Origin of the sequence: Streptomyces sp. NBC_01012 (assembly GCF_045162755.1) — a bacterium.
Classification (GTDB): Bacteria; Actinomycetota; Actinomycetes; order Streptomycetales; family Streptomycetaceae; genus Streptomyces.
This window is the reverse complement of sequence record NZ_CP108688.1, coordinates 907,228-930,426: the sequence shown is the minus strand read 5'-3', so window position 1 is coordinate 930,426 and position 23,199 is coordinate 907,228. Positions and strand designations below refer to the sequence as shown.

19 protein-coding genes and 1 tRNA gene are annotated in these 23,199 nt (G+C 71.1%); 19 read left to right on the top strand and 1 reads right to left on the bottom strand.

Annotated features, from left to right (window positions below; genetic code table 11):
* The first annotated feature begins 31 nt into the window (after positions 1-31).
* The 19 genes from OG623_RS04130 (at position 32) to OG623_RS04040 (ending at position 22,375) form a co-directional block, all read left to right on the top strand.
* On the top strand, positions 32-1,252 hold the full coding sequence (locus tag OG623_RS04130) for a Gfo/Idh/MocA family protein (RefSeq protein ID WP_406144362.1): 1,221 nt from the start codon (positions 32-34) through the stop codon (positions 1,250-1,252).
* 11 nt (positions 1,253-1,263) lie between these two features.
* Positions 1,264-2,271, top strand: a complete 1,008-nt coding sequence (locus OG623_RS04125; protein WP_406144360.1) for a sugar phosphate isomerase/epimerase family protein — start codon at positions 1,264-1,266, stop codon at positions 2,269-2,271.
* Positions 2,272-2,622: 351 nt separating this feature from the next.
* The gene (locus tag OG623_RS04120) at positions 2,623-6,339 is read left to right on the top strand and encodes a ThuA domain-containing protein (RefSeq protein WP_406144359.1); all 3,717 of its coding nucleotides are present in this window, start codon (positions 2,623-2,625) and stop codon (positions 6,337-6,339) included.
* 38 nt (positions 6,340-6,377) lie between these two features.
* Positions 6,378-7,550: an inositol-3-phosphate synthase gene (locus OG623_RS04115; RefSeq protein WP_406144357.1), complete on the top strand. Its 1,173-nt coding sequence runs from the start codon at positions 6,378-6,380 to the stop codon at positions 7,548-7,550.
* Entirely contained in the window at positions 7,547-8,722 is a 1,176-nt protein-coding gene (locus tag OG623_RS04110) for an SCO3242 family prenyltransferase (RefSeq protein ID WP_406144356.1), read from the top strand. The genes OG623_RS04115 and OG623_RS04110 overlap by 4 nt, the downstream gene beginning before the upstream one ends.
* Entirely contained in the window at positions 8,719-9,585 is an 867-nt protein-coding gene (locus OG623_RS04105; RefSeq protein WP_406144354.1) for a sugar phosphate isomerase/epimerase family protein, read from the top strand. The genes OG623_RS04110 and OG623_RS04105 overlap by 4 nt, the downstream gene beginning before the upstream one ends.
* The gene (locus OG623_RS04100) at positions 9,579-10,217 is read left to right on the top strand and encodes an EboA domain-containing protein (RefSeq protein ID WP_406144352.1); all 639 of its coding nucleotides are present in this window, start codon (positions 9,579-9,581) and stop codon (positions 10,215-10,217) included. The genes OG623_RS04105 and OG623_RS04100 overlap by 7 nt, the downstream gene beginning before the upstream one ends.
* Entirely contained in the window at positions 10,214-11,062 is an 849-nt protein-coding gene (locus OG623_RS04095) for a TatD family hydrolase (protein ID WP_406144351.1), read from the top strand. The genes OG623_RS04100 and OG623_RS04095 overlap by 4 nt, the downstream gene beginning before the upstream one ends.
* 3 nt (positions 11,063-11,065) lie before the next feature.
* Entirely contained in the window at positions 11,066-12,241 is a 1,176-nt protein-coding gene (eboE, locus tag OG623_RS04090) for a metabolite traffic protein EboE (RefSeq protein WP_406144350.1), read from the top strand.
* Positions 12,238-13,635, top strand: a complete 1,398-nt coding sequence (locus OG623_RS04085) for an alkaline phosphatase family protein (protein ID WP_406144348.1) — start codon at positions 12,238-12,240, stop codon at positions 13,633-13,635. Before eboE ends, OG623_RS04085 begins: the two co-directional genes overlap by 4 nt.
* A 41-nt stretch (positions 13,636-13,676) precedes the next feature.
* The gene (locus tag OG623_RS04080; RefSeq protein WP_406144346.1) at positions 13,677-14,765 is read left to right on the top strand and encodes a sugar phosphate isomerase/epimerase family protein; all 1,089 of its coding nucleotides are present in this window, start codon (positions 13,677-13,679) and stop codon (positions 14,763-14,765) included.
* A gap of 128 nt (positions 14,766-14,893) precedes the next feature.
* Positions 14,894-15,250: an SH3 domain-containing protein gene (locus tag OG623_RS04075; RefSeq protein WP_406144345.1), complete on the top strand. Its 357-nt coding sequence runs from the start codon at positions 14,894-14,896 to the stop codon at positions 15,248-15,250.
* Positions 15,251-15,404: 154 nt separating this feature from the next.
* A tRNA-Leu gene (locus tag OG623_RS04070) sits at positions 15,405-15,489 on the top strand.
* Between the two features lie 234 nt (positions 15,490-15,723).
* Positions 15,724-16,740: a LacI family DNA-binding transcriptional regulator gene (locus tag OG623_RS04065; RefSeq protein ID WP_406144343.1), complete on the top strand. Its 1,017-nt coding sequence runs from the start codon at positions 15,724-15,726 to the stop codon at positions 16,738-16,740.
* Positions 16,737-18,275: a sugar ABC transporter ATP-binding protein gene (locus tag OG623_RS04060; protein ID WP_406144342.1), complete on the top strand. Its 1,539-nt coding sequence runs from the start codon at positions 16,737-16,739 to the stop codon at positions 18,273-18,275. Before OG623_RS04065 ends, OG623_RS04060 begins: the two co-directional genes overlap by 4 nt.
* Entirely contained in the window at positions 18,265-20,229 is a 1,965-nt protein-coding gene (locus OG623_RS04055) for a substrate-binding domain-containing protein (RefSeq protein ID WP_406144340.1), read from the top strand. The genes OG623_RS04060 and OG623_RS04055 overlap by 11 nt, the downstream gene beginning before the upstream one ends.
* 20 nt (positions 20,230-20,249) lie before the next feature.
* A complete protein-coding gene (locus OG623_RS04050; protein WP_406144339.1) occupies positions 20,250-21,188 on the top strand; it encodes a ribokinase in 939 nt (312 codons plus the stop codon).
* A 103-nt stretch (positions 21,189-21,291) separates the two neighbouring features.
* Complete coding sequence (gene rbsD / locus OG623_RS04045; RefSeq protein WP_406144338.1) at positions 21,292-21,681, top strand: D-ribose pyranase; 390 nt, start codon at positions 21,292-21,294, stop codon at positions 21,679-21,681.
* A gap of 259 nt (positions 21,682-21,940) precedes the next feature.
* The gene (locus OG623_RS04040; protein ID WP_406144336.1) at positions 21,941-22,375 is read left to right on the top strand and encodes a VOC family protein; all 435 of its coding nucleotides are present in this window, start codon (positions 21,941-21,943) and stop codon (positions 22,373-22,375) included.
* Positions 22,376-22,394: 19 nt separating this feature from the next.
* Here the strand turns inward: OG623_RS04040 and OG623_RS04035 are convergent, their stop codons facing one another.
* Entirely contained in the window at positions 22,395-23,198 is an 804-nt protein-coding gene (locus tag OG623_RS04035; RefSeq protein WP_406144334.1) for an N-formylglutamate amidohydrolase, read from the bottom strand.
* Position 23,199: the final 1 nt, after the last annotated feature.

Sequence of the window (23,199 nt, the reverse complement as noted above, 5' to 3'; positions counted from 1 at the left end):
CCACCGAACCACCGACGAGGAGGAAGCCCGCATGGTCCGCAGGGAAGAAACGGAGCAGGAGACCGAGGTGTCACCGCCGACGGCGACGCTCGGTGTCGGCATGGTCGGATACGCGTTCATGGGCGCCGCCCACTCCCAGGGGTGGCGCACCGCGGGACACGTCTTCGACCTGCCGGTGCGTCCCGCTCTCGCCGCGATCTGCGGGCGCGACCGAACGGCCGTCGAGGCCGCCGCCGCCCGGCACGGGTGGGCTGCCGCGGAGACCGACTGGCGCGCCCTGATCGCGCGCGACGACGTACAACTGGTCGACATCTGCACACCGGGCGACAGCCATGCGGAGATCGCCATCGCCGCGCTCGACGCGGGCAAGCACGTGCTGTGCGAGAAGCCGCTCGCCAACACGGTCGCCGAGGCGGAGGCCATGGCTGACGCCGCGGAACGGGCGGCGGCCCGCGGCCAGGTGGCGATCGTGGGCTTCAACTACCGCAAGGTGCCCGCCCTCACCTACGCCCGCTCGATGATCGAGGAAGGCAGGTTGGGCAAGCTCAGGCACGTACGGGCCACCTACCTCCAGGACTGGCTCGTCGACCCCGGATCACCGCTCACCTGGCGGCTGGAGCGCGAGCGCGCCGGATCCGGCGCGCTGGGAGACCTGGGGGCACACATCGTCGATCTCGCCCAGTACCTGGCGGGGGAGCCGCTGGTCGGGGTGTCGGCGATGAGCGAGACCTTCGTACGGGAGAGGCCGGTGCTCGCCGGGGCTGCCACCGGGCTCTCGGGCGCCGCGGACAGTGCCGAGCGGCGGGCGGTCACCGTCGACGACGCGACGCTGTTCAGCGGGCGGATGGCATCGGGGGCGCTGGCCTCCTTCGAGGCGACCCGGATGGCGGCGGGGCGCAAGAACGCCCTGCGGCTGGAGATCAACGGGGAGTTCGGATCGATCGCCTTCGACCTGGAACGGCTCAACGAGCTCTCCTTCCACGACCACACCGAGCCCGCCACCAGCGCCGGCTTCCGCAGGATCCTCGTCACCGAACCCCAGCACCCCTACCTGGAGGCATGGTGGCCGCCGGGCCACGGTCTGGGCTACGAGCACACCTTCGTCCACCAGGCCCATGACGTGGTGCGCACCATCACCGAAGGGCACGCCCCGCTCCCGTCGTTCGCCGACGGGCTCCAGGTGCAGCGGGTGCTCGCCGCCGTCGAGGAGAGCGCAGCCAAGAACTCCACCTACACCCCGGTTCCCTTCTAGGAGGCCCGCGCATGCCCCGTCCCTTCACTCTCTTCACCGGTCAGTGGGCCGACCTGCCGCTGGAGGAGGTCTGCCGGCTCGCCCGGGACTTCGGTTACGACGGACTCGAACTCGCCTGCTGGGGCGATCACTTCGAGGTCGACAAGGCCCTGTCCGATCCCGGTTACCTCGACGGCAGGCACCAGCTCCTCGACAAGTACGGCCTCAAGTGCTGGGCGATCTCCAACCATCTGGTCGGCCAGGCCGTCTGCGACAGTCCGATCGACGAGCGCCACCAGGGCATCGTTCCCGCCCGCATCTGGGGGGACGGTGACCCCGAGGGCGTCCGCAGGCGGGCGGCCGAGGAGATCAAGAACACCGCGCGGGCGGCCGCCGCCTTCGGGGTGGACACGGTCATCGGCTTCACCGGGTCCTCGATCTGGCATCTGGTCGCCATGTTCCCGCCCGTACCGCCGCACATGATCGAGCGCGGTTACGAGGACTTCGCGGAGCGGTGGAACCCGATCCTGGACGTCTTCGACGCGGAGGGCGTGCGGTTCGCGCACGAGGTGCATCCCAGTGAGATCGCCTACGACTACTGGACCACGCACCGCGCCCTGGAGGCCGTGGACCACCGGCCCGCGTTCGGGCTGAACTTCGACCCGAGCCACTTCGTGTGGCAGGACCTCGACCCGGTCGGCTTCCTGTACGACTTCCGTGACCGCATCTACCACGTGGACTGCAAGGAGGCCCGCAAGCGCCTCGACGGCCGCAACGGGCGCCTGGGCTCCCACCTGCCGTGGGGTGATCCCCGGCGCGGCTGGGACTTCGTCTCCGCGGGACACGGCGATGTGCCCTGGGAGGACGTCTTCCGGATGCTGCGGTCCATCGGGTACGAGGGGCCGGTCTCCGTGGAGTGGGAGGACGCGGGCATGGACCGGCTGGCGGGGGCGCCGGAGTCGCTGGCCTCGCTGAAGAGGTTCGACTTCGACCCGCCGAGCGCGTCCTTCGACGCGGCGTTCGGCGGCGGCGCCGACTGATCCCGGGGGCTCCGCCCCAACTCTGAGCCTCGCCGGCGATTGAGGCGCGGGGTCCGGGGCAGCGCCCCGGTTCGGGAAGGGGCGGGTAGGGGAACAGCCCCGCAGGGCCCAGGCCCCACGGGGCGATCCCGCCTGCCCTGGAGCGGCTTTGTCCTGGCGTGGGTAAAAGTTCGAGGCACCCTCTGCGCAAGGGCTTTCCGTACAGGACGAACCCGGCTACGGTCCCTTACGTGTACACGACATGACCCTGTTCCCCGGGGCCCATCGAGCCCCGGGGCGAGCGCGGCAGTCCCCGCGTGCAACGGCAGAACGCATCCGCCCGTACAACCGGACCCCTCCCGGAGGACGCACGTGCACCGAAGCAGCAGACGGCTACGCGCCCGAAAAACACTCGCACTCCTCACCGGCGGACTGCTCGCCGCCGCCACCCTCACCCTGACCTCGTCGCCCGCGGCGACGGCCGACGCACCACAGGCCGCGTCCACCAAGGCGGCGGAGGAGGACTTCCAGCAGGTCACCCTCGCCAAGGGCGCGGAGGAGACCGGCGAGCCCATGTCGCTCGCCGTCCTCCCGGACCGCAGTGTCCTGCACACCGCCCGCGACGGCACGCTGAGGCTCACCGACGAGGGCGGCAACACCGTCGTCGCCGGCAAGCTCGACGTGTACGACCACGACGAGGAAGGGCTCCAGGGAGTCGGCATCGACCCCGGGTTCGAGGAGAACCGGGCCATCTACCTCTACTACGCGCCGCCCATGGACACCCCGGAGGGCGACGCCCCCGAGAACGGCACCACGGAGGACTTCACCCCCTTCGACGGCGTGAACCGGCTCTCCCGCTTCGTGCTCGACGAGGACGGCACCCTCGACCAGGACAGCGAGAAGAAGGTCCTCGAGGTCAAGACCTCCCGCGGCACCTGCTGCCACGTCGGCGGTGACATCGACTTCGACGCCGACGGCAACCTGTACCTGTCGACCGGCGACGACACCAACCCCTTCGCCTCCGACGGCTACACACCCATCGACGAGCAGGCGAGCCGTAACCCCGCCTTCGACGCCCAGCGCAGCGCGGGCAACACCAACGACCTGCGCGGCAAGGTCCTGCGCGTCAAGGTGAAGGAGGACGGCTCGTACGAGATCCCCGACGGCAACCTCTTCGCGCCGGGCACCGAGAAGACCCGCCCCGAGATCTACGCGATGGGCTTCCGCAACCCGTTCCGCATCAGCGTCGACAAGCCCACCGGCACCGTCTACGTCGGTGACTACGGGCCGGACGCCGGCGCGGCCGACCCCGCGCGCGGCCCGGCAGGACAGGTCGAGTTCGCCAAGGTCACCGAGGCGGGCAACTTCGGCTGGCCGTACTGCACGGGCGACAACGACCCGTACGTCGACTACGACTTCGCGACCAAGACGTCCGGCGACACCTTCGACTGCGACGCGCCGAAGAACACATCGCCGAACAACACCGGCATCACCGACCTGCCGCCGGCCCAGCCCGCCTGGATCCCGTACGACGGCGGATCCGTGCCCGAGTTCGGCAGCGGTTCCGAGTCGCCGATGGCGGGACCCGTCTACCACTACGACGCGGACCTCGACTCCCCGGTGAAGTTCCCCGAGGCCTACGACGGGGACTTCTTCGCCACCGAGTTCGGCCGCCAGTGGATCAAGCGGATCGAGCAGGACGGCGCGGGCAACGTCGAGAAGATCAACGACTTCCCGTGGTCCGGCACCCAGGTGATGGACAGCGCCTTCGGGCCCGACGGCGCCCTGTACGTCCTCGACTACGGACTCTCGTGGTTCGGCGGTGACGAGAACTCCGCGCTCTACCGCATCGAGAACGCCACCGGCGGCCACTCGCCGATCGTCGAGGCCAAGGCCACCAAGACCTCGGGCCAGGCGCCGCTGAGCACCGACTTCACCGCCACAGGCACCGACGCCGACGACGACCCGATCTCCTACAGCTGGGACTTCGGCGACGGCACGGACGGCACCGGCGCCACGCCCAGCCACACCTACGAGAAGGACGGCACCTACGTCGCGACCGTCACCGGCGACGACGGCACAGGACGCACCGGCACCGCCAGCGTCCACGTGGTCGTCGGCAACACCGCGCCGACCGTGACCTTCGGCTCCCCGGCCGACGGCGCCCTGTTCAAGTTCGGTGACACCATCCCGTTCAAGGTGGACGTGAGCGATCCCGAGGACGGCACGATCGACTGCTCCAAGGTCACCGTGCGCTACCTCCTCGGCCACGACAACCACGCCCACGCCATCACATCGGCCACCGGCTGCGAGGGCACCATCACCGCGCCGGCCGACGCCGAACACGACCCCAACGCCAACATCTACGGTGTGCTCGACGCCGAGTACACCGACGGCGGCGGAGGCGGCCAGGCGCCGCTCACCAGCCACGACCAGCTGCAGCTGCAGCCGCGCCACCGCCAGGCCGAGCACTTCACGAAGCAGCAGGGCATCACGCTTCAGGACAAGGCCGAGGCCAACGGCGGCAGGACCGTCGGCGACATCAACGACGGCGACTGGATCTCGTTCACTCCCTACAACCTCACCGGCGCCGACAAGCTGACCGCCCGGATCTCCTCCGGCGGCGCGGGCGGCACCCTCGAGGTGCGCACCGGATCGGCGGACGGAACCCTGCTGGGTTCGGCGACCGTCCCCGTCACGGGCGGCTGGGAGACCTTCGAGGACGTGGACGTCGCCCTGGAGAACATCCCGGAGGAGACCACGGACCTGTATCTGGTGTTCAAGGGCGGCGACGGCTCGCTCTTCGACCTCGACGACTTCGAGATCACCGGGGACGCCCCGGTCAAGGATGCCCAGAAGGTCCTCGTCTTCTCCAAGACGGAGGGCTTCCGGCACGACTCGATCCCCGAGGGGATCGCCGCGCTGGAGGAACTGGGCCAGGAAGCCGACCTCGCGGTCGACTCCACCGAGGACGCCGGCCAGTTCACGGCCGACAACCTGGCCGGCTACGACGCGGTCGTCTTCCTCTCGACGACCGGTGACGTCCTGAACGCCGACCAGCAGAAGGCGTTCGAGGACTATGTGGCGGACGGAGGCGGCTACATGGGCGTCCACGCCGCCGCCGACACCGAGTACGACTGGGAGTTCTACGGCGGACTCGTCGGTGCCTACTTCGACTCGCACCCCGAGATCCAGCCCGCGACCGTCCGGGTGGAGAACCACGACCACCCGGCGACCGAGCACCTGGACGACGCCTGGGACCGTACCGACGAGTGGTACAACTACCGCACCAACCCCCGGGACAAGGCCCAGGTCCTCGCCACTCTCGACGAGACCAGCTACACGGGCGGCACCATGGACGGCGACCACCCGATCGCCTGGTGCCAGGAATACCAGGGCGGCCGGTCCTTCTACACCGGCCTCGGCCACACCAAGGAGTCCTACGCCGACCCCGACTTCCGCCAGCACCTGCTGGGTGGCCTGCGCTACGCCGCCGGCCAGGCCGAGGCCGACTGCGCCCCGGACACGGACGAGGACACCGGCTATCGGCCGATCTTCGACGGGAAGACGCTCGACGGCTGGAAGCAGGCGGGCCCCGGGAAGTTCGACGTGGTCGACGGTGAGCTCCGCTCGCAGGGCGGCATGGGTCTGCTGAGCTACCAGGAGAAGGAGCTGAGCTCCTACTCGCTGAAGCTCGACTGGAAGCTGGCGGGCGACGACAACTCCGGAGTCTTCGTCGGCTTCCCCGAGTCGGAGGACCCCTGGTCCGCGGTGGACAACGGCTACGAGGTCCAGATCGACGCCACCGACGAGCCGGACCGCACGACCGGCGCCGTCTACACCTTCCAGTCCGCCGACATCGAGGCCCGTGACCAGGCGCTGCTGCCGCCCGGCGAGTGGAACAGCTACGAGATCAAGGTCGAGGGCGAGCGGCTCCAGATCTTCCTCAACGGGGTGAAGATCAACGACTTCACCAACACCGACCCGGTCCGCAGTCTGAAGGACGGCTACATCGGTCTCCAGAACCACGGGGACGACGACCAGGTGTCCTTCCGCAACATCCAACTGAAGGAGCTGCCCTCCACCTAGGGCGAACCTCCTGCACCGGTGGTGGGCGGGGAAGCGTGATGCCTCCCCGCCCACCGTCCACCACCCCTCTAGCGCCCCCAGGGAGGCAGCCCGTGACCGCACATGCCGTTCGTACCGGAGTCTGGTTCATCGGAGCACGCGGCTCCGTCGCGACCACCGCCACCGCGGGGTGCGCGGCCATCGCGGCAGGCCTCCAGCCGCCGACCGGCATGGTCACCGAGACCGCGCCCTTCACCGGCACCGGACTGCCACCGCTGACCGGCCTGGTCTTCGGAGGACACGACACCCTCGACTGTCCCCTACCCAAGCGGGCGGAGGCCCTCGCCGCCGCCGGAGTGCTTCCGCACGGGCTCCCCTCGGCCGTCGAGGCCGAACTCACCGCCGCCGACGCGGAGATACGCCCCGGCGGGCCGTTCCCCGGCGACACCCGCACCGACGAGGAGCTCATCGCGGGCTTCGCCGCCGACATCCGGGACTTCACGGACCGCCATGAACTGGCCCGTACGGTCGTCGTCAACGTCGCCTCGACCGAACCCGCCCCCGCCGAGGGCGACTCCCGGCTGCCCGCCAGCTCTCTCTACGCGGCGGCCGCGCTCCGCGCCGGCTGCCCGTACGCCAACTTCACCCCGTCCACGGGGCTGCGCAGCCCCCACCTCCAGGACGCCGTCACCTCCTGCGGGCTTCCCCACGCCGGACGTGACGGCAAGACGGGCCAGACCCTGCTCCGCTCCGTGCTCGCACCCATGTTCGTCCAGCGCGCACTGCCGGTGCGGGCATGGTCGGGCACGAACCTGCTGGGCGGCGGGGACGGGGCGGCGCTGGCCGACCCGGCCGCGGCCGCCGCGAAGAACGCGGGCAAGGAACGCGTGCTCGCCGACACACTCGGGTCCGCCCCCGAGGGCGAGGTCCACATCGACGACGTACCGGCGATGGGGGACTGGAAGACCGCGTGGGACCACATCGCCTTCGACGGCTTCCTCGGCTCCCGGATGATCCTCCAGACGATCTGGCAGGGCTGCGACTCCGCCCTCGCCGCACCGCTGGTCCTGGACCTGGCCCGGCTGCTCGCACGCTCCCACGAGGCGGGCCTGACCGGGCCACGGCCCGAACTCGGCTTCTACTTCAAGGACCCGGACGGCGGCCCGGCCGGTCTGTCCGAGCAGTACGCCGAACTGCTGGCCTTCGCCGAGCGCCTGCGGGCCGCCCGGTGAGGCCGCTGCGGCTGCTCGCGGCGGTGACCGCGTCCCCGCGGTTGCTCGGTGCCAGGCCCGCGGCACCCCTGAACAGCCTGTCCGGTGCGGGTGGGACTGCGCCCGCGCCGGACAGGCCCACCACCCGCGCGCGCCTCGGTGCCTGGGCCGAACTGCTGCGTGTGTCGGCGCTGTTCACCGTGCCCGGTGACGCGCTCGCCGGGGCGGCCGCCGCCGGCCGGCGCCCCAGCAGGGGCACGGCACTCGCGGTCGGCGCCTCGCTGTGCCTGTACGAGGCGGGCATGGCCCTGAACGACTGGGCGGACCGGGAGGAGGACGCCGTCGACCGCCCGCACCGCCCGATCCCCTCGGGCCGTGTCACTCCGGGCGCCGCCCTCGCGGCGGCGGGTGCCCTGACGGCGGCGGGTCTGGCCCTGGCGGGCCGCGCCGGCCGGCCCGCGCTGGTCGTGGCCTCCGGCCTCGCGGCCACGGTCTGGGCCTACGACCTGCACCTCAAGCACACGAAACTGGGCCCGGCCGCGATGGCCACGGCCCGCACCCTGGACCTCCTCCTGGGCGCGACGGCCGACGCGGGACCCGGGCCTGGGACAACACCGGGGCGCCGCCGCCCCGACACGGGGCCTGCCGACGTCGCGGCCACGGGGCCTGCGGGCGCCCCGAGCGTCCGGTCGGCGACGGCGCCCGCCACCGTCGCGCCCACGCGGGCCCACCGGGCGGCGGCCGGCTCTCCCGCACCCCTCGCCGCGCTTCCCGCCGCCCTTCTCCTCGGTGCGCACACCTACGCCGTCACCTCCGTCTCCCGCCACGAGGTGCACGGCGGGTCCACCGTCGTGCCGCTCGCGGCGCTGGCCGGTGTCGCCGGGATCGGAGCCGTCGTCGTGCGTGGCCGGCTCGCGCCGGGGGAGCCGGCCGGGCCTCCCCCGACCACCGAACGGGTCCTGCTGCCCGCCTTCGTCGGCGCCTACCTCCGTACCTCCGCCGTCCCCCTCCTCCACGCCGCACTCAACCCGTCCCCGCCCCTCACCCAACGCGCCGTCGGCGGCGGCATCCGGGCGATGATCCCGATGCAGGCCGCCCTCGCGGTCAGGGCAGGGGCTCCCATCGGGGGACTCGCGGTCATGGGGCTCGTCCCACTCGCCCGCGCACTCGCCCGGAAGGTGAGCCCCACGTGACCCTCCGACTCGGCTACGGCACCAACGGACTGACCGACCTCCGGCTCGACGACGCCCTCGGCCTCCTCGCCGACCTCGGCTACGACGGGGTCGGCCTCACCCTCGACCACATGCACCTCGACCCCCTCGCCCCGGACCTCGCCGCCCGCACCAGCCGCGTGGCACGCAGGCTCTCCGGGCTCGGCCTCGGTGTCACCGTCGAGACCGGCGCGCGCTACGTCCTCGACGCCCGGCGCAAACACGGCCCTTCCCTCCTGGACCCCGACCCCGACGCCCGCGCGGCCCGCACCGCACTGCTCGTCCGGGCCGTCGACGTGGCGGCCGGGCTCGGTGCCCACGCCGTGCACTGCTTCAGCGGTGTCACCCCGCCGGGCACCACCACGGACACCGCATGGCAACGGCTCACCGACGCCCTCGCACCCGTACTCGACGCCGCGGACAGCGCGGGCATCCCGCTCGCCATCGAACCGGAACCCGGCCACCTCCTCGCCACGCTCGCCGACTTCCACCATCTGCGCACCCTCCTCGGTGACCCGGGCCCGCTCGGACTCACCCTCGACATAGGCCACTGCCAGTGCCTGGAACCCGCCGCACCCGTCGACTGCGTCAAGGAAGCAGGACCCTGGCTGCGCCACGTCCAGATCGAGGACATGCGACGCGGCGTCCACGAACACCTGCCGTTCGGTGACGGTGAGATCGACTTCCCACCGGTGCTCGACGCACTCGCCGCCACCGGTTACGACGGCCTCACCGTCGTCGAACTGCCCCGGCACTCCCACGCGGGCCCCGAACTCGCCCGCAGCTCGATCGACTTCCTACGCCGAGCCGCCGCCGGCACGACGGACGGAGCCGCACCGTGCTGATCAGCCGAAAGGAACTCGACCACCGGCTCGGGGGAGCGGCCAGGGCCTGGCTCGACGAAGCCCTCGCCGAGGCCGCGCACGCCGCGACGCACCAGGACGCGGACAGCGGCGACCCGCCCTGGGAGCTGCGCTTCGCAGCGGCGGGAAGACACTGCGGGCCGGAGAACGCCGACTCCGTGCGCGCCCTGCTGCTCGTCGAGGCCCGCGCGGGGCTGCCCGCGGTGACCAGGCTCTACGAGCAGGGCACCGCAGCCGAGCGCCGCGCCGTCCTGCTCACCCTGCACCGGCTCGGCCTCGGCGCCACCGCCCTCCCGCTCGTCGAGGACGCCCTGCGCACCAACGACACCCGGCTGGTCGCCGCAGCCGTCGGACCCTACGGCGCGGCCCACCTCGACGCGCACGGCTGGCGGCACGCCGTCCTCAAGTGCCTCTTCACCGAGGTCCCCGTCGACGCCCTCGACCGGCTCGGCGAGCGGGCCCGCGGCGACAGCGAACTCGCCCGCATGCTCGGTGACTTCGCCGCCGAACGCACCGCGGCGGGGCGCCCGGTCCCCGCCGGTCTGCGGACCGTCCTCGACCTCACGGCCCCGGCTCCCGCTCCCGCCCCCACATCGACGGAGGAAACCTCATGAGGATCTTCGACCCCCACATCCACATGACCTCCCGCACCACGGACGACTACCAGGCGATGTACGACGCCGGGGTCCGCGCCCTCGTCGAGCCCTCCTTCTGGCTCGGCCAGCCCCGCACCTCCCCGGCCAGCTTCCTCGACTACTTCGACGCCCTCCTCGGCTGGGAACCCTTCCGCGCCTCGCAGTACGGCATCGCCCACCACTGCACGCTCGCCCTCAACCCCAAGGAGGCCAACGACCCCCGCTGCACCCCCGTCCTGGACGCCCTGCCCCGCTATCTCGTCAAGGACTCCGTCGTCGCCGTCGGTGAGATCGGCTACGACTCGATGACCCCCGCCGAGGACACCGCCCTCGCCGCCCAGCTGCAACTCGCCGCCGACCACGGCCTTCCCGCGCTCGTCCACACCCCGCACCGCGACAAGCTCGCCGGCCTGCGCCGCACCATCGACGTCGTCCGCGAATCGGCCCTCGCCCCCGAGCTGGTCCTGCTCGACCACCTCAACGAGACGACCGTGAAGGACGCCCTCGACAGCGGCTGCTGGGCCGGCTTCTCCATCTACCCGGACACCAAGATGGACCCGGACCGCATGATCACGGTCCTGCGGAACCACGGCACCGACCGCATCCTCGTCAACTCGGCCGCCGACTGGGGAAAGAGCGACCCGCTGAAGACCCGCGAGGTCGCCGACACCATGCTGAAGGCCGGATTCGACGAGGACGACGTCGACAAGGTCCTCTGGCGCAACCCCGTCGCCTTCTACGGGCAGAGCGGCCGGCTCCAGCTCGACACCGCCACCCCCGGCCCCCTCCACGAGGGCAACTCCATCCTCCGCGGCGGGGAGTGAACCATGCGCTTCCGCCACCCCGACGGGTCCACCGTCCACCTCGCCTACTGCACCAACGTGCACCCCGCCGAGACACTCGAAGGGGTCCGCGCCCAGCTGCGCGACCACTGCGAGCCCGTACGCAGACGGCTCGGCCGTGACCGCCTCGGCATCGGACTCTGGCTCGCCAGGGACGCCGCCCGCGCCCTGATCAACGACCCCGCCGCACTGCGCTCGCTGCGCGGCGAGCTCGAACGCCGTGGCCTCGAAGTGGTCACACTCAACGGCTTCCCCTACGAGGGCTTCGGGGCCCAGGAGGTCAAGTACCGCGTCTACACCCCGGACTGGACCGACCCCGAGCGGCTCGCCCACACCACCGACCTGGCCAGGCTGCTCGCCGCCCTGCTCCCCGACGACGTCGCCGAAGGCACCGTCTCCACCCTGCCGATCGCCTGGCGCACCCCGTACACGGGCGACCCCACAGCCGCGGACACCGCGCGCAAGGCACTCGTCACACTCGGCCAGCGGCTCGACGCCCTCGCCGAACTCACCGGGAAGTCCATCAGGATCGGCCTCGAACCCGAACCGGGCTGCACCGTGGAGACCACCGCCGACGCCATCGGACCCCTCACCGCCGTGGGTCACGACCGCATCGGCGTCTGCGTCGACACCTGCCACCTCGCCACCTCCTTCGAGGACCCGGACACCGCGCTCGACGCCCTCGGCACGGCCGGTATCCGCGTCGCCAAGGCCCAGCTCTCCGCGGCGCTGCACGCCGAGAACCCGCACCTGCCCGAGGTGCGCGCCGCCCTCGGCGCCTTCGCCGAACCCCGCTTCCTGCACCAGACACGCACCCTCACCACGGCCGGCCTGCGCGGCACCGACGACCTCGACGAGGCGGTGTCCGGCGGGGTGCTCCCCGACGGCACGCCCTGGCGCTCCCACTTCCACGTCCCCCTCCACGCGCCTCCCGCACCCCCTCTGACCTCCACACTCCCCGTACTCCAGGCCGCGCTGAACCGGCTCGTCGGCGGACCCGTGCCCCTCACCCGGCACCTCGAAGTCGAGACGTACACCTGGCAGGCGCTTCCCGACGCGCTGCGGCCGCGCACCCGACCCCAGCTCGCCGACGGCATCGCCGCCGAACTCACCCTGGCCCGCGACCTCCTCGTCGACCTCGGACTCAAGGAGCTGCCATGACCGCCCCCGCCACCGGCGAGCGCCCCACCCCGCTCCTCGTCCTCGACGTCGTCGGCCTCACCCCCCAGCTGCTGCGGCACATGCCCCGTCTGCGGGCCCTGGCCGGCACCGGCGCACAAGCTCCCCTCAGCACCGTCCTGCCCGCCGTCACCTGCGCCGCCCAGTCCACCTTCCTCACCGGCACCACCCCCTCCGAACACGGCATCGTCGCCAACGGCTGGTACTTCCGCGAGCTCGGCGACGTCCTCCTGTGGCGCCAGCACAACGGGCTTGTCGCCGGCGACAAGCTCTGGGACGCCGCCCGGCGCGCCCACCCCGGCTACACCGTCGCCAACATCTGCTGGTGGTACGCGATGGGCGCCGACACCGACTGGACCGTCACCCCCCGCCCCGTGTACTACGCCGACGGCCGCAAGGAACCCGACTGCTACACCAGGCCCCCTGCACTGCACGACGAACTGACCGAGAAGCTCGGCACCTTCCCCCTCTTCCACTTCTGGGGTCCCGGAGCCGACCTCGTCTCCTCGCAGTGGATCATCGACGCCACCCGGCACATCCTCACCACCCGAAGCCCCGACCTGGCACTCTGCTACCTCCCGCACCTCGACTACGACCTCCAGCGCTACGGTCCCGACGACCCCCGCTCCCACCGGGCGGCGGCCGAACTCGACCGCGCCATGGCGCCCCTGCTCGACGACGCCAGGGCCGAAGGCCGCACCGTCGTCGCCCTGTCGGAGTACGGCATCACCCGCGTCGACCGGCACGTGGACATCAACCGCGCCCTGCGCCGCGCCGGGCTCCTGGAGGTCCACACCCAGGACGGCATGGAGTACCTCGACACCATGGCCTCCCGGGCCTTCGCGGTCGCCGACCACCAGCTCGCCCACGTCTACGTCCGCCGCCCCGAGGACCTCGACGCGACCCGGGAGGCACTCGCCGACCTCCCCGGCATCGCCGAACTCCTCGACGACGAGGGCAAGAAGGCCCACCACCTGGACCATCCACGCTCCGGTGAGCTCGTCGCCGTCGCGGAGAAGGACGCCTGGTTCACGTACTACTACTGGCTCGACGACGACCACGCGCCCGACTTCGCGCAGCTCGTCGAGATCCACCGCAAACCGGGCTACGACCCGGTGGAGCTCTTCATGGACCCCCAGGACCCCTATGTCCGGGTCAAGGCCGCATCGGCGGTCGCCCGCAAGAAGCTCGGGATGCGCTACCGCATGGCGGTCGTCCCGCTGGATCCCACACCTATTCGAGGCAGCCACGGCCGCCTTCCCGAGAGCGACGACGAAGGTCCGCTCATCCTCTGCTCCACCCCCCACGCGTTCACCGGCCGAGTCCAGGCCACCGAAGTGAAGTCCTTGCTTCTCAAGCTTGCCGGACTGCACTGACAATCCGTCCCGCCCGCACGTTCACAGGGAGATTTGTGATCATGAGCCGCACCCCGAAGGACCTCGAACTCGCGCGCAGACTGAGCCGCCGCAACGTCCTGGGCGTCGCCGCAGGAGCCACGGCAGCGACCCTCCTCAGCGGGGCCGCCGCCCAGGCGTCCGGTCCGGCTGCCGGCCACGCACAGGACCACGGACACGGACACGGCCATGGACACGGCCACGGCCACGGCAAGGGCCGTCCGGTCCTGCCCCCCGGCCGCCTCGGCGTCCAGCTGTACAGCCTCCGTGACAAGGTCGCATCCGTCGGCTTCGCGCCCGTCTTCGCCGAACTGGAGAAGTACGGCTACGACGAGATCGAGTTCGCCGGATACACCCAGGGCGCGGGCGGCGACATCACCCTCGCCCAGCTCAGGCGGCTGGCGAAGGACCACGGCCTCCACCCCATAGGCAGCCACGTCAACTACTACGACGACAACAACCCCGGCGCCTACTCCTTCGCCCAGAACCTCACCCAGGTACTCGACGACGCCGAGGCACTCGGCCTCAAGCACATCGGCACCGCGTCCGGTCCGTTCCGCTACGGCGACACGGTCGACGGCTGGAAGCGCGCGGCCGAGGACTTCAACACCTACGGCGCCGCCGCCCGCGAGCGCGGCATGAAGTTCTACCAGCACAACCACGCGGAGGAGTTCTCCTTCGCCACGGACAAGCCCAAGGTCCGCCTCTACGACGTCCTGCTCGCCGAGACCGACCCCGACCTGGTCTATCTGGAGATGGACATCTACTGGGCGTTCTGCGGCCAGTTCCGCTTCGGCAAGCGGGTGGACGGCACCCCCGCGCCCTTCAACCCCATCGACTACATACTCAAGCAGCCCGACCGTTACCCGCTCTTCCACATCAAGGACGGCACCCGCAACGACTCCGCCGTGGACGGCTACGACATGACGGACGTCGGCGACGGGGACATCGACTACAAGAACTTCCTGAGCCGGGTCACCGCCCGCACCGACCGTGGCCGTACCTACCACCACTGGCAGGTCGAGCACGACAACCCGGACGAGTCGTACGCCTTCGCCCGCAAGTCCAGCGAGCACCTGCACTCGCTCCGCGAGAGCCGCTGCGGGGACTGACAGTTACAGGATCAGCAATTCGCTGTCGACGGCCGGTGAACGCTCGTACGATCTTGGTGCGCGTCACTGACGTCCAGGGGCGCGCCGTACACAAGTACATCGATTCACGGAGTCAAGGAGGACACCTCTTGAAGAGGACCAAGGTGTGGTCGGCGATCGCCCTTCCTGTCCTGATCGCCTCGGCCGCCCTCACCGCAGCCCCGTCGGCCACGGCTGCACCCGCAGGTGGGACGAGCACGCAGGGAACTCTCACCTGTAAGGGGGACGGAAGGGCCGGAGTGACGAACGCGCGCACCCCGGTGCACACGGGCGCCTCTGCGAGTTCCACCGTCACCGGCTACATCGCCAAGGGCAAGACGGTCCACAAGTACTACGAGTGCATCAACTCCGCGGGGAACATCTGGTACGAGATCACCGGCCACCTCGACGACGACGCGCCCGGCGGTGACAGCCGGGCCAGGTTCATCTGGGACGGCTATCTGTAACCCGTGGACCGTTCCGGCCCGTGCGCTCCGCGGAAGCGGCGGAGCGCACGGGCCGGAGCAACTGACCACCGGAAACGCAGGTGAGGGGCACCCCGAACCCCTGGTATTGTTTTCTTTGTCGCCACGGGGAGCACCCCGGGACGACAGACACCTTGTCCGGGTGGCGGAATGGCAGACGCGCTAGCTTGAGGTGCTAGTGCCCTTTATCGGGCGTGGGGGTTCAAGTCCCCCCTCGGACACTCGCGAAGGAATGACCGGTCGAGCCTTGATGCTCGCCGGTCATTTCTGCGTTCCGGGGGCTCCCGGCGGACCGGGTGCTCCACCCGGATCACGGATCACGATCCCGTCTCGGACTCCGGCGAAGGGCTTGTTTTCCGTCGTGTAATCGATTCCAATCAGCCATGTAATCGATTCCACGGTCTCGGCCGGTTGGTTTCGAGGCACACGGAAACCACAAGGAGGTGGTCCCGGAAATGGCGAGCATCAAGGATGTCGCGGCCCAGGCAGGAGTCTCTGTCGCCACGGTCTCCCGCGTCCTCAACAGCCACCCCTCCGTCAGCCCGGACGCCCGGGGACGCGTACTCGCCGCTGTGGACGCCCTCGGCTACCGGCCCAACGCCGTGGCCCGCTCGCTGCGCACCGACCAGACCCGCACGCTCGGCCTCGTCATCAGCGACGTGCTCAACCCGTACTTCACCGCGCTGGCCCGCTCCGTGGAGGAGGAGGCGCGCGGTCTCGGCTACAGCGTGATCATCGGCAACGCCGACGAACGGCTCGAACAGCAGGACCACCACGTGCGTACGCTCCTCGACCGCAGGATCGACGGGCTCCTGGTCTCGCCCGCCGACGGCGAGTCCCCGCTGCTGCTGGACGTCGCACGCACCGGCACCCCGATGGTCTTCGTCGACCGCTGGATCCCCGGCGTCGACATCCCCGTCGTACGCGCGGACGGCCACCGGGCCATCCAGGACCTGGTCGCCCATCTCCACGCTCTCGGCCACCGCAGGCTCGCCATCATCGCGGGCCCGGCCGCCACCACCACAGGAAACGAACGCGTCGAGGCCTTCCGGGAAGCGATGCGGGTACACGGGCTCGCGCTGCCCGACGCGTACATCGGACAGGGCGACTTCCAGGCCGACAGCGGCCGGCGTGCCACCGAGCGCTTCCTGTCCCTGCCCGAGCCGCCCGAGGTCGTGTTCGCCGCCGACAACCTCATGGCGCTCGGCGCCCTGGACGCCATCCGCGCACACGGCCTGCGCGTCCCCGAGGACATCGGGATCGCGGCCTTCGACGACATCCCGTGGTTCGTCCACACCAGCCCGCCGATCACCGCCATCGCCCAGCCCACGGGAGACCTCGGCCGAGCCGCCGTACGCGCGCTGGTCGACATCGTCGAGGGCCGCCCCCCGCAGTCCGTCACCCTGCCCGCCCGCCTCGTCGTACGCAGCTCCTGCGGCGAGCGCACCCCCACCCCCGGGAGCAACGAGTGAGCGAACAAGTCGAGTTGCTGCGCGTCGAAGGCGTACGCAAGACCTTCCCCGGTGTCGTCGCTCTGGACAGTGCCGACTTCGACCTCCGCAGCGGAGAAGTGCACGTCCTGCTCGGTGAGAACGGCGCGGGCAAGAGCACCCTCATCAAGATGCTCTCCGGCGCCTACCGCCCGGACGCCGGGCGGATCCTCGCCGGCGGCCAGGAGGTACGCATCCACGGCGCGCAGGACGCGGAGAAGCTCGGAATCGCCACGATCCACCAGGAGTTCAACCTGGTACCCGATCTGACGGTCGCCGAGAACATCTTCCTCGGCCGCCAGCCCCGCCGCTTCGGCATGATCGACCGCCGTCGCATGGAGGCCGACGCCGAGGTGCTGCTGCGCCGGGTCGGCCTGCACATCTCGGCGCGGGCCAGAGTCCGCGAACTGGGCATCGCCCGGCTGCAGATGGTCGAGATCGCCAAGGCGCTCAGCCTGGACGCCCGCGTCCTCATCATGGACGAGCCCACAGCGGTCCTCACCTCCGAGGAGGTCGACAAGCTCTTCGGGATCGTGCGGCAGCTGCGCGCCGACGGTGTCGGCGTCGTCTTCATCACCCACCACCTCGACGAGATCGCGGCCCTCGGCGACCGGGTCACCGTCCTGCGCGACGGCCGCAGTGTCGACCAGGTGCCCGCCACGACACCCGAGGCGGAACTCGTCCAGCTCATGGTGGGACGCAGCATCGACCAGCAGTACCCGCGTGAACGTCCCGGCGCGGGAGCGGCGTTGCTCTCCGTCAGCGGGCTCACCCGCGACGGGGTGTTCCACGACATCAGCTTCGAGGTGCGGGCCGGCGAGGTCGTCGGCCTCGCCGGACTCGTCGGAGCGGGCCGCACCGAGGTCGCCCGCGCGGTCTTCGGCGCCGACCCCTACGACGCCGGGACCGTCGAAGTACGCGGCGAGCGGCTGGGCAAGCACGACGTGACCGCAGCCATGGGCGCCGGGATCGGGCTGGTCCCCGAGGACCGCAAGGGCCAAGGCCTTGTGCTCGACGCCTCCGTCCAGGAGAACCTCGGCCTGGTCACCCTCCGCTCGGCCACCCGTTCAGGACTCGTCGACGTCAAGGCGCAGCGCACCGCCGCCGCCCGTATCGCCGAACAGCTCGGCGTACGGATGGCGGGCCTCGGCCAGCAGGTGCGCACCCTGTCCGGCGGCAACCAGCAGAAGGTCGTCATCGGCAAATGGCTCCTGGCCGACACCCGGGTGCTGATCCTCGACGAGCCGACACGCGGCATCGACGTCGGCGCCAAGGTCGAGATCTACCAGCTCATCAACGAGCTGACGGCCTCGGGGCACGCCGTCCTGATGATCTCCAGCGACCTGCCCGAGGTCCTCGGCATGAGCGACCGGGTCCTGGTCATGGCCCAGGGCCGTATCGCCGGTGAACTCCCCGCCGACGAAGCCACCCAGGACGCCGTGATGGCACTCGCCGTCAGCGCCGCACCCAGCACCACACCCACCGAGAACGCAGAGGAGGGCCCCCGTGGCCACTGACACGCACCCGAGCAAGGCGGGCGCGGGCGGCGCCGGACACACCCTCCGCCGCCTCCTGCTCGACAACGGCGCCCTCAGCGCACTCGTCGTCCTCCTGGTGGCGATGTCGCTGCTCTCCGGCGACTTCCTCACCACCCAGAACCTGCTGAACGTCGGTGTCCAGGCCGCCGTGACCGCGATCCTCGCGTTCGGTGTCACCTTCGTCATCGTCTCGGCCGGCATCGACCTGTCCGTCGGCTCCGTCGCAGCGCTCTCGGCGACCGTACTCGCCTGGTCGGCGACGTCCGCGGGCGTTCCCGTCTGGCTGGCGGTCATCATCGCCGTGGCCACCGGCATCGCCTGCGGCTTCGTCAGCGGCGCCCTCGTCGCGTACGGCAAGCTGCCCTCGTTCATCGCGACGCTGGCCATGCTGTCGGTGGCCCGCGGCCTCGCCCTGGTCATCTCGCAGGGCAAGCCGATCGCCTTCCCCGACTCCATCTCCGTACTCGGAGACACACTCGGCGGCTGGCTCCCCGTCCCCGTGCTCGTCATGATCGCGATGGGCCTGATAGCCGCACTCATCCTGGCCCGCACCTACATCGGCCGCTCCATGTACGCCATCGGCGGCAACGAGGAGGCCGCCCGGCTCTCCGGGCTGCGCGTCAAGAAGCAGAAGCTCGCCATCTACGCCCTGTCCGGCCTCTTCGCAGCCGTCGCCGGCATCGTCCTCGCCTCCCGTCTGGTCTCCGCGCAGCCGCAGGCCGCACAGGGGTACGAACTCGACGCCATCGCCGCCGTCGTCATCGGCGGCGCCAGCCTCGCCGGCGGCGTCGGCAAGGCGTCAGGCACCCTGATCGGCGCACTGATCCTCGCCGTGCTGCGCAACGGCCTCAACCTCCTGTCGGTGTCCGCCTTCTGGCAGCAGGTGGTCATCGGCGTCGTCATCGCACTCGCGGTGCTGCTGGACACACTGCGCCGCAAGGCGGGATCCGGCGGCGCGTCCGCCGGTGGCGCCTCAGCGGCGCCGGGATCACCGGGGAAGGGCCGAAAGGGCGCGATACAGGTCGGCATCGCGGTGATCTGCCTGGCGGCCGTCATCGCCGCTGTGACCTTCTTCAAGTCCGGCTCATCCAGCACCACCACCAAGGTGGGCATGTCGCTCTCCACCCTGAACAACCCCTTCTTCGTCCAGATGAAGGAGGGCGCCCAGAAGGAGGCGAAGGCGGCCGGGGTCGACCTCACCGTCACCGACGCCCAGGACGACGCCTCGCAACAGGCCAACCAGCTGGAGAACTTCACCAGTTCAGGAGTGGACTCCGTCATCGTCAACCCGGTGGACTCCGACGCGATCGGCCCCGGCGTCCGTGGCGCCAACAAGGCCGGCATCCCCGTCGTCGCCGCTGACCGGGACGTCAACAAGGCCGAGACCGAGACCCTCGTCGCCTCGGACAACGTGGCGGGCGGCAAGCTCGCGGCGAAGACACTCGCGGACCGGCTCGGCGGCAAGGGCAGCATCATCGTCCTCCAGGGCACCGCGGGCACCTCCGCCAGCCGCGAGCGCGGTGCGGGCTTCGCCGCCGGCATCAAGGCGTACCCGGACATCAAGATCGTGGCGACCCAGCCGGCCGACTTCGACCGCACCAAGGGCCTGGACGTCATGACGAACCTCCTCCAGTCCCACCCCGGCATCAACGGCGTCTTCGCCGAGAACGACGAGATGGCACTCGGCGCGGTCAAGGCACTGGGCAGCAAGGCCGGAAAGTCCGTCCCGGTCGTCGGCTTCGACGGGACCCCCGACGGCCTGACGGCGGTCGAGGCGGGCACTCTGTACGCGTCGGTCGCGCAGCAGCCCGGCGAACTGGGGAAGATCGCCGTACGGAACGCCATCAAGGCGGCCGACGGCAAGAAGATCGACAGCATGGTCAAGGTGCCCGTCAAGGTCGTCACCCGGCAGAACGTCGCCGACTTCTCCTGATCACGGAAGGTACCGCTCAGATGCACGGAACCGATGCCCCCGGGCCCGCCTCGCCCTTCCGGCACGAACTGCTGGTCGTCGGCTCGGCCAACGCCGACCTCGTCGTCGGCGTCGACCGCCGCCCCGGTCCGGGGGAGACGGTGCTCGGCTCGGACCTCGTCGTCCACCCCGGCGGCAAGGGCGCCAACCAGGCGGTCGCCGCCGCCCGCCTCGGTGCCCGTACGGCGCTCCTGGCGCGGGTCGGCGACGACGCCCACGGGCTGCTGCTGCGCGCCTCGCAGCAGGAGGCGGGCGTCGACACGAGCGGCGTACTCGTCGGAGGGGCGCCCACCGGGGTCGCGCTCATCACCGTCGACCCCTCGGGCGACAACAGCATCGTCGTCTCCCCGGGCGCCAACGCCCGCCTCACCCCCGAGGACATCAGGGCCGCGCGGCCCCTTCTCGCGTCGGCAGCCGTGGTCTCCGTGCAGCTGGAGATCCCCCCGGCCACCGTCACGGAGACGGCCCGCTCGCTCGGCCCCGGCTCGCGCCTGGTCCTCAACCCCTCCCCGCCCGCGCCTCTGCCCGACGAAGTGCTGGCCGCCTGCGACCCGCTGGTGGTCAACGAGCACGAGGCGCGCTACATCCTGGGGGAGAGCGCGGGCAGCACCCCGGAGTCCTGGGCGCGGGGGCTCACCGCCCTCGGCCCGCGCTCCGTGGTGATCACCCTGGGCGCGGAGGGCGCGCTGGTCTCCGACTCCCATGAGGGCGACCCCGTACGGGTACCGAGCCCCCGGGTCGACGCCGTGGACACGACGGGCGCGGGCGACGCCTTCACCGCGGCGCTGGCCTGGCGGCTCGGCCTGGGCGACGCGCTCGCCGAGGCCGCCGCGTTCGCCGTACGGGTGGGGGCCGCTGCCGTCACCAGGGAGGGCGCGCAGGCGTCCTTCCCGACCGCGGAAGAGGTCGCCGCGCTGTGAAGGGTGCGTCGCGAAGAGGCGGTTGCCGTGCGCGGGTGGTCGTGAAGAGGTCGCCGCGCTGTGGACGGCGTTCTCGTGAAGAGGTCACTGTGAAGGGGACGTTGTGAAGAGGTCAGGCATTCTGAACCGCCATCTCGCGGGAGCCGTCGCCGAACTCGGCCACGGCGACGGCGTCCTGATATGCGACGTGGGCATGCCCATCCCATCGGGCCCCCGCGTGGTCGACCTGGCCTTCCGCGCGGGCGTCCCGTCGTTCGCCGAGGTCCTTGACGGCCTGCTGGACGAGCTGGTCGTGGAGGGCGCGACGGCGGCCGAGGAGATCCGGGAGGGCAACCCGGAGGCCGCCCGTCTCCTGACCGCCCGCCTCCCGGAGCTGACGCACGTGCCCCACGACCGACTGAAGGCACTCACCGCGTCCGCCCGCCTGGTGGTACGGACGGGGGAGGCCAGACCGTACGCGAACGTGCTGCTGAGGTGCGGCGTCTTCTTCTGACACGAGCTCGCGCCGGCGCTGTCGCGGCCCTGTCGCGGCTCCGTTGCGGCTCCGTTGCGGTGGAATCCCCCGAGCCGTTAGGGTCAGGCCCGTGACTGCCGGGTCGGCCATGGGCCATGTTCGAGAGAGTAGCCCGGCCCCTGCGTGAGCGCGTGGCGGGCACGAGCCCCGCCGCCCTGTCGTGAAGCCCTCCTGCCCCGCGCCCGAACGCGGCGCGGGCTTTCCCAGCGGAATCCACGACATGGAGACGTAGCAGAACATGCCTCACACACCACAGCAGGAGACCCACGGAGACCAACAGGGCGTCGATGTCGTCCAGTTGGACCACCACGCCGTGCTCGCCGCCGACCGGGGTCTGTCGGCCGAGTTCATCGCCACGGTCCTGGGCCTGGAGGTCGGCGCCCCGTTCGGCCCGTTCCTGCCCGTCGACCTGGGGAACGGCGTGACACTCGACTACTACGAGCAGCGGGGCGAGCCGGTGCAGCCGCAGCACTACGCCTTCCTCGTCCCCGACGCACAGTTCGACACCATGATCGCCCGGCTCCAGGCACTCGACGTGACCTACTACGCCGACCCCCACCACACCGAACCTGGCCTGATCAACCGCCTCTTCGGCGGCCGTGGGGCCTACTTCGAGGATCCGGACGGCCACAACATGGAGATCATGACCCGGCCGTACGCCCGACCGAGGTAGCCGAGGCCCCGGTCACCCGTCACTCCTCACCCAGTCCGTCCACCAGTGTGGCCAGGGCCGATGCGAGCGCGTCGAGCCCCGGTCCTGCCGGGCCGCCCGGCTCGGTCATGTACAGATCGCGCCGGATCTCGATCATCAGCGCGCCGACCCGCGGGTCCTTCCCGTAATGCTTCAGCGGCACATACGTACCGGCGAACGGGCTGTTCAGCCCCGTGCCGCCGAATCCTGCGAACGCCGCCTCCGCCCGGGCCGCCAGTCCGGGCGGAGTGTGGAGGCGGTCGGTGCCCAGACAGACCGGCGGACGCGGACCGGTGCCGTGCAGCTCGTACGGGAGCGCGGTGCTCGGATAGGAGTGGACGTCGATGACGACCACGCGCCCCGTGGCGGCGAGCCGCTCGTCGACGGCCTCGGTCATCGCACGGGCGTACGGGTGGAAATAGCGGTCCAGCAGCGGTCCCGGATCCGCGTCGGACAGGCGGAGCCGCTCCCGGTGCGTCGTGCGGGTGTAGACCGCGCCCATGCCGGCGGCCAGCATCTCCTCCCGCTCGTCGGGGAACCGCTCGGGGTCGACGACCAGCCGTGACAGCCCGTTGACGAAACTCCACGGGGTCACCGCACAGGCCGCGACCGCTCCGGCGGCCAGGGCGGCCGTGTGGGCGTCCGTGATGTGGTCGAGCTCGGCTTCGAGCGCCTCGTCGTCGAGCACGATGCCGTCGCGCACCCGCTCCGGGACGACCCGGGAGGAGTGCGGCACATGCAGCAGCACCGACGATGCGGCGGCGCCGGGCAGGAGCTGGAACGGCAACGGTGGCTCGGGGCTCACG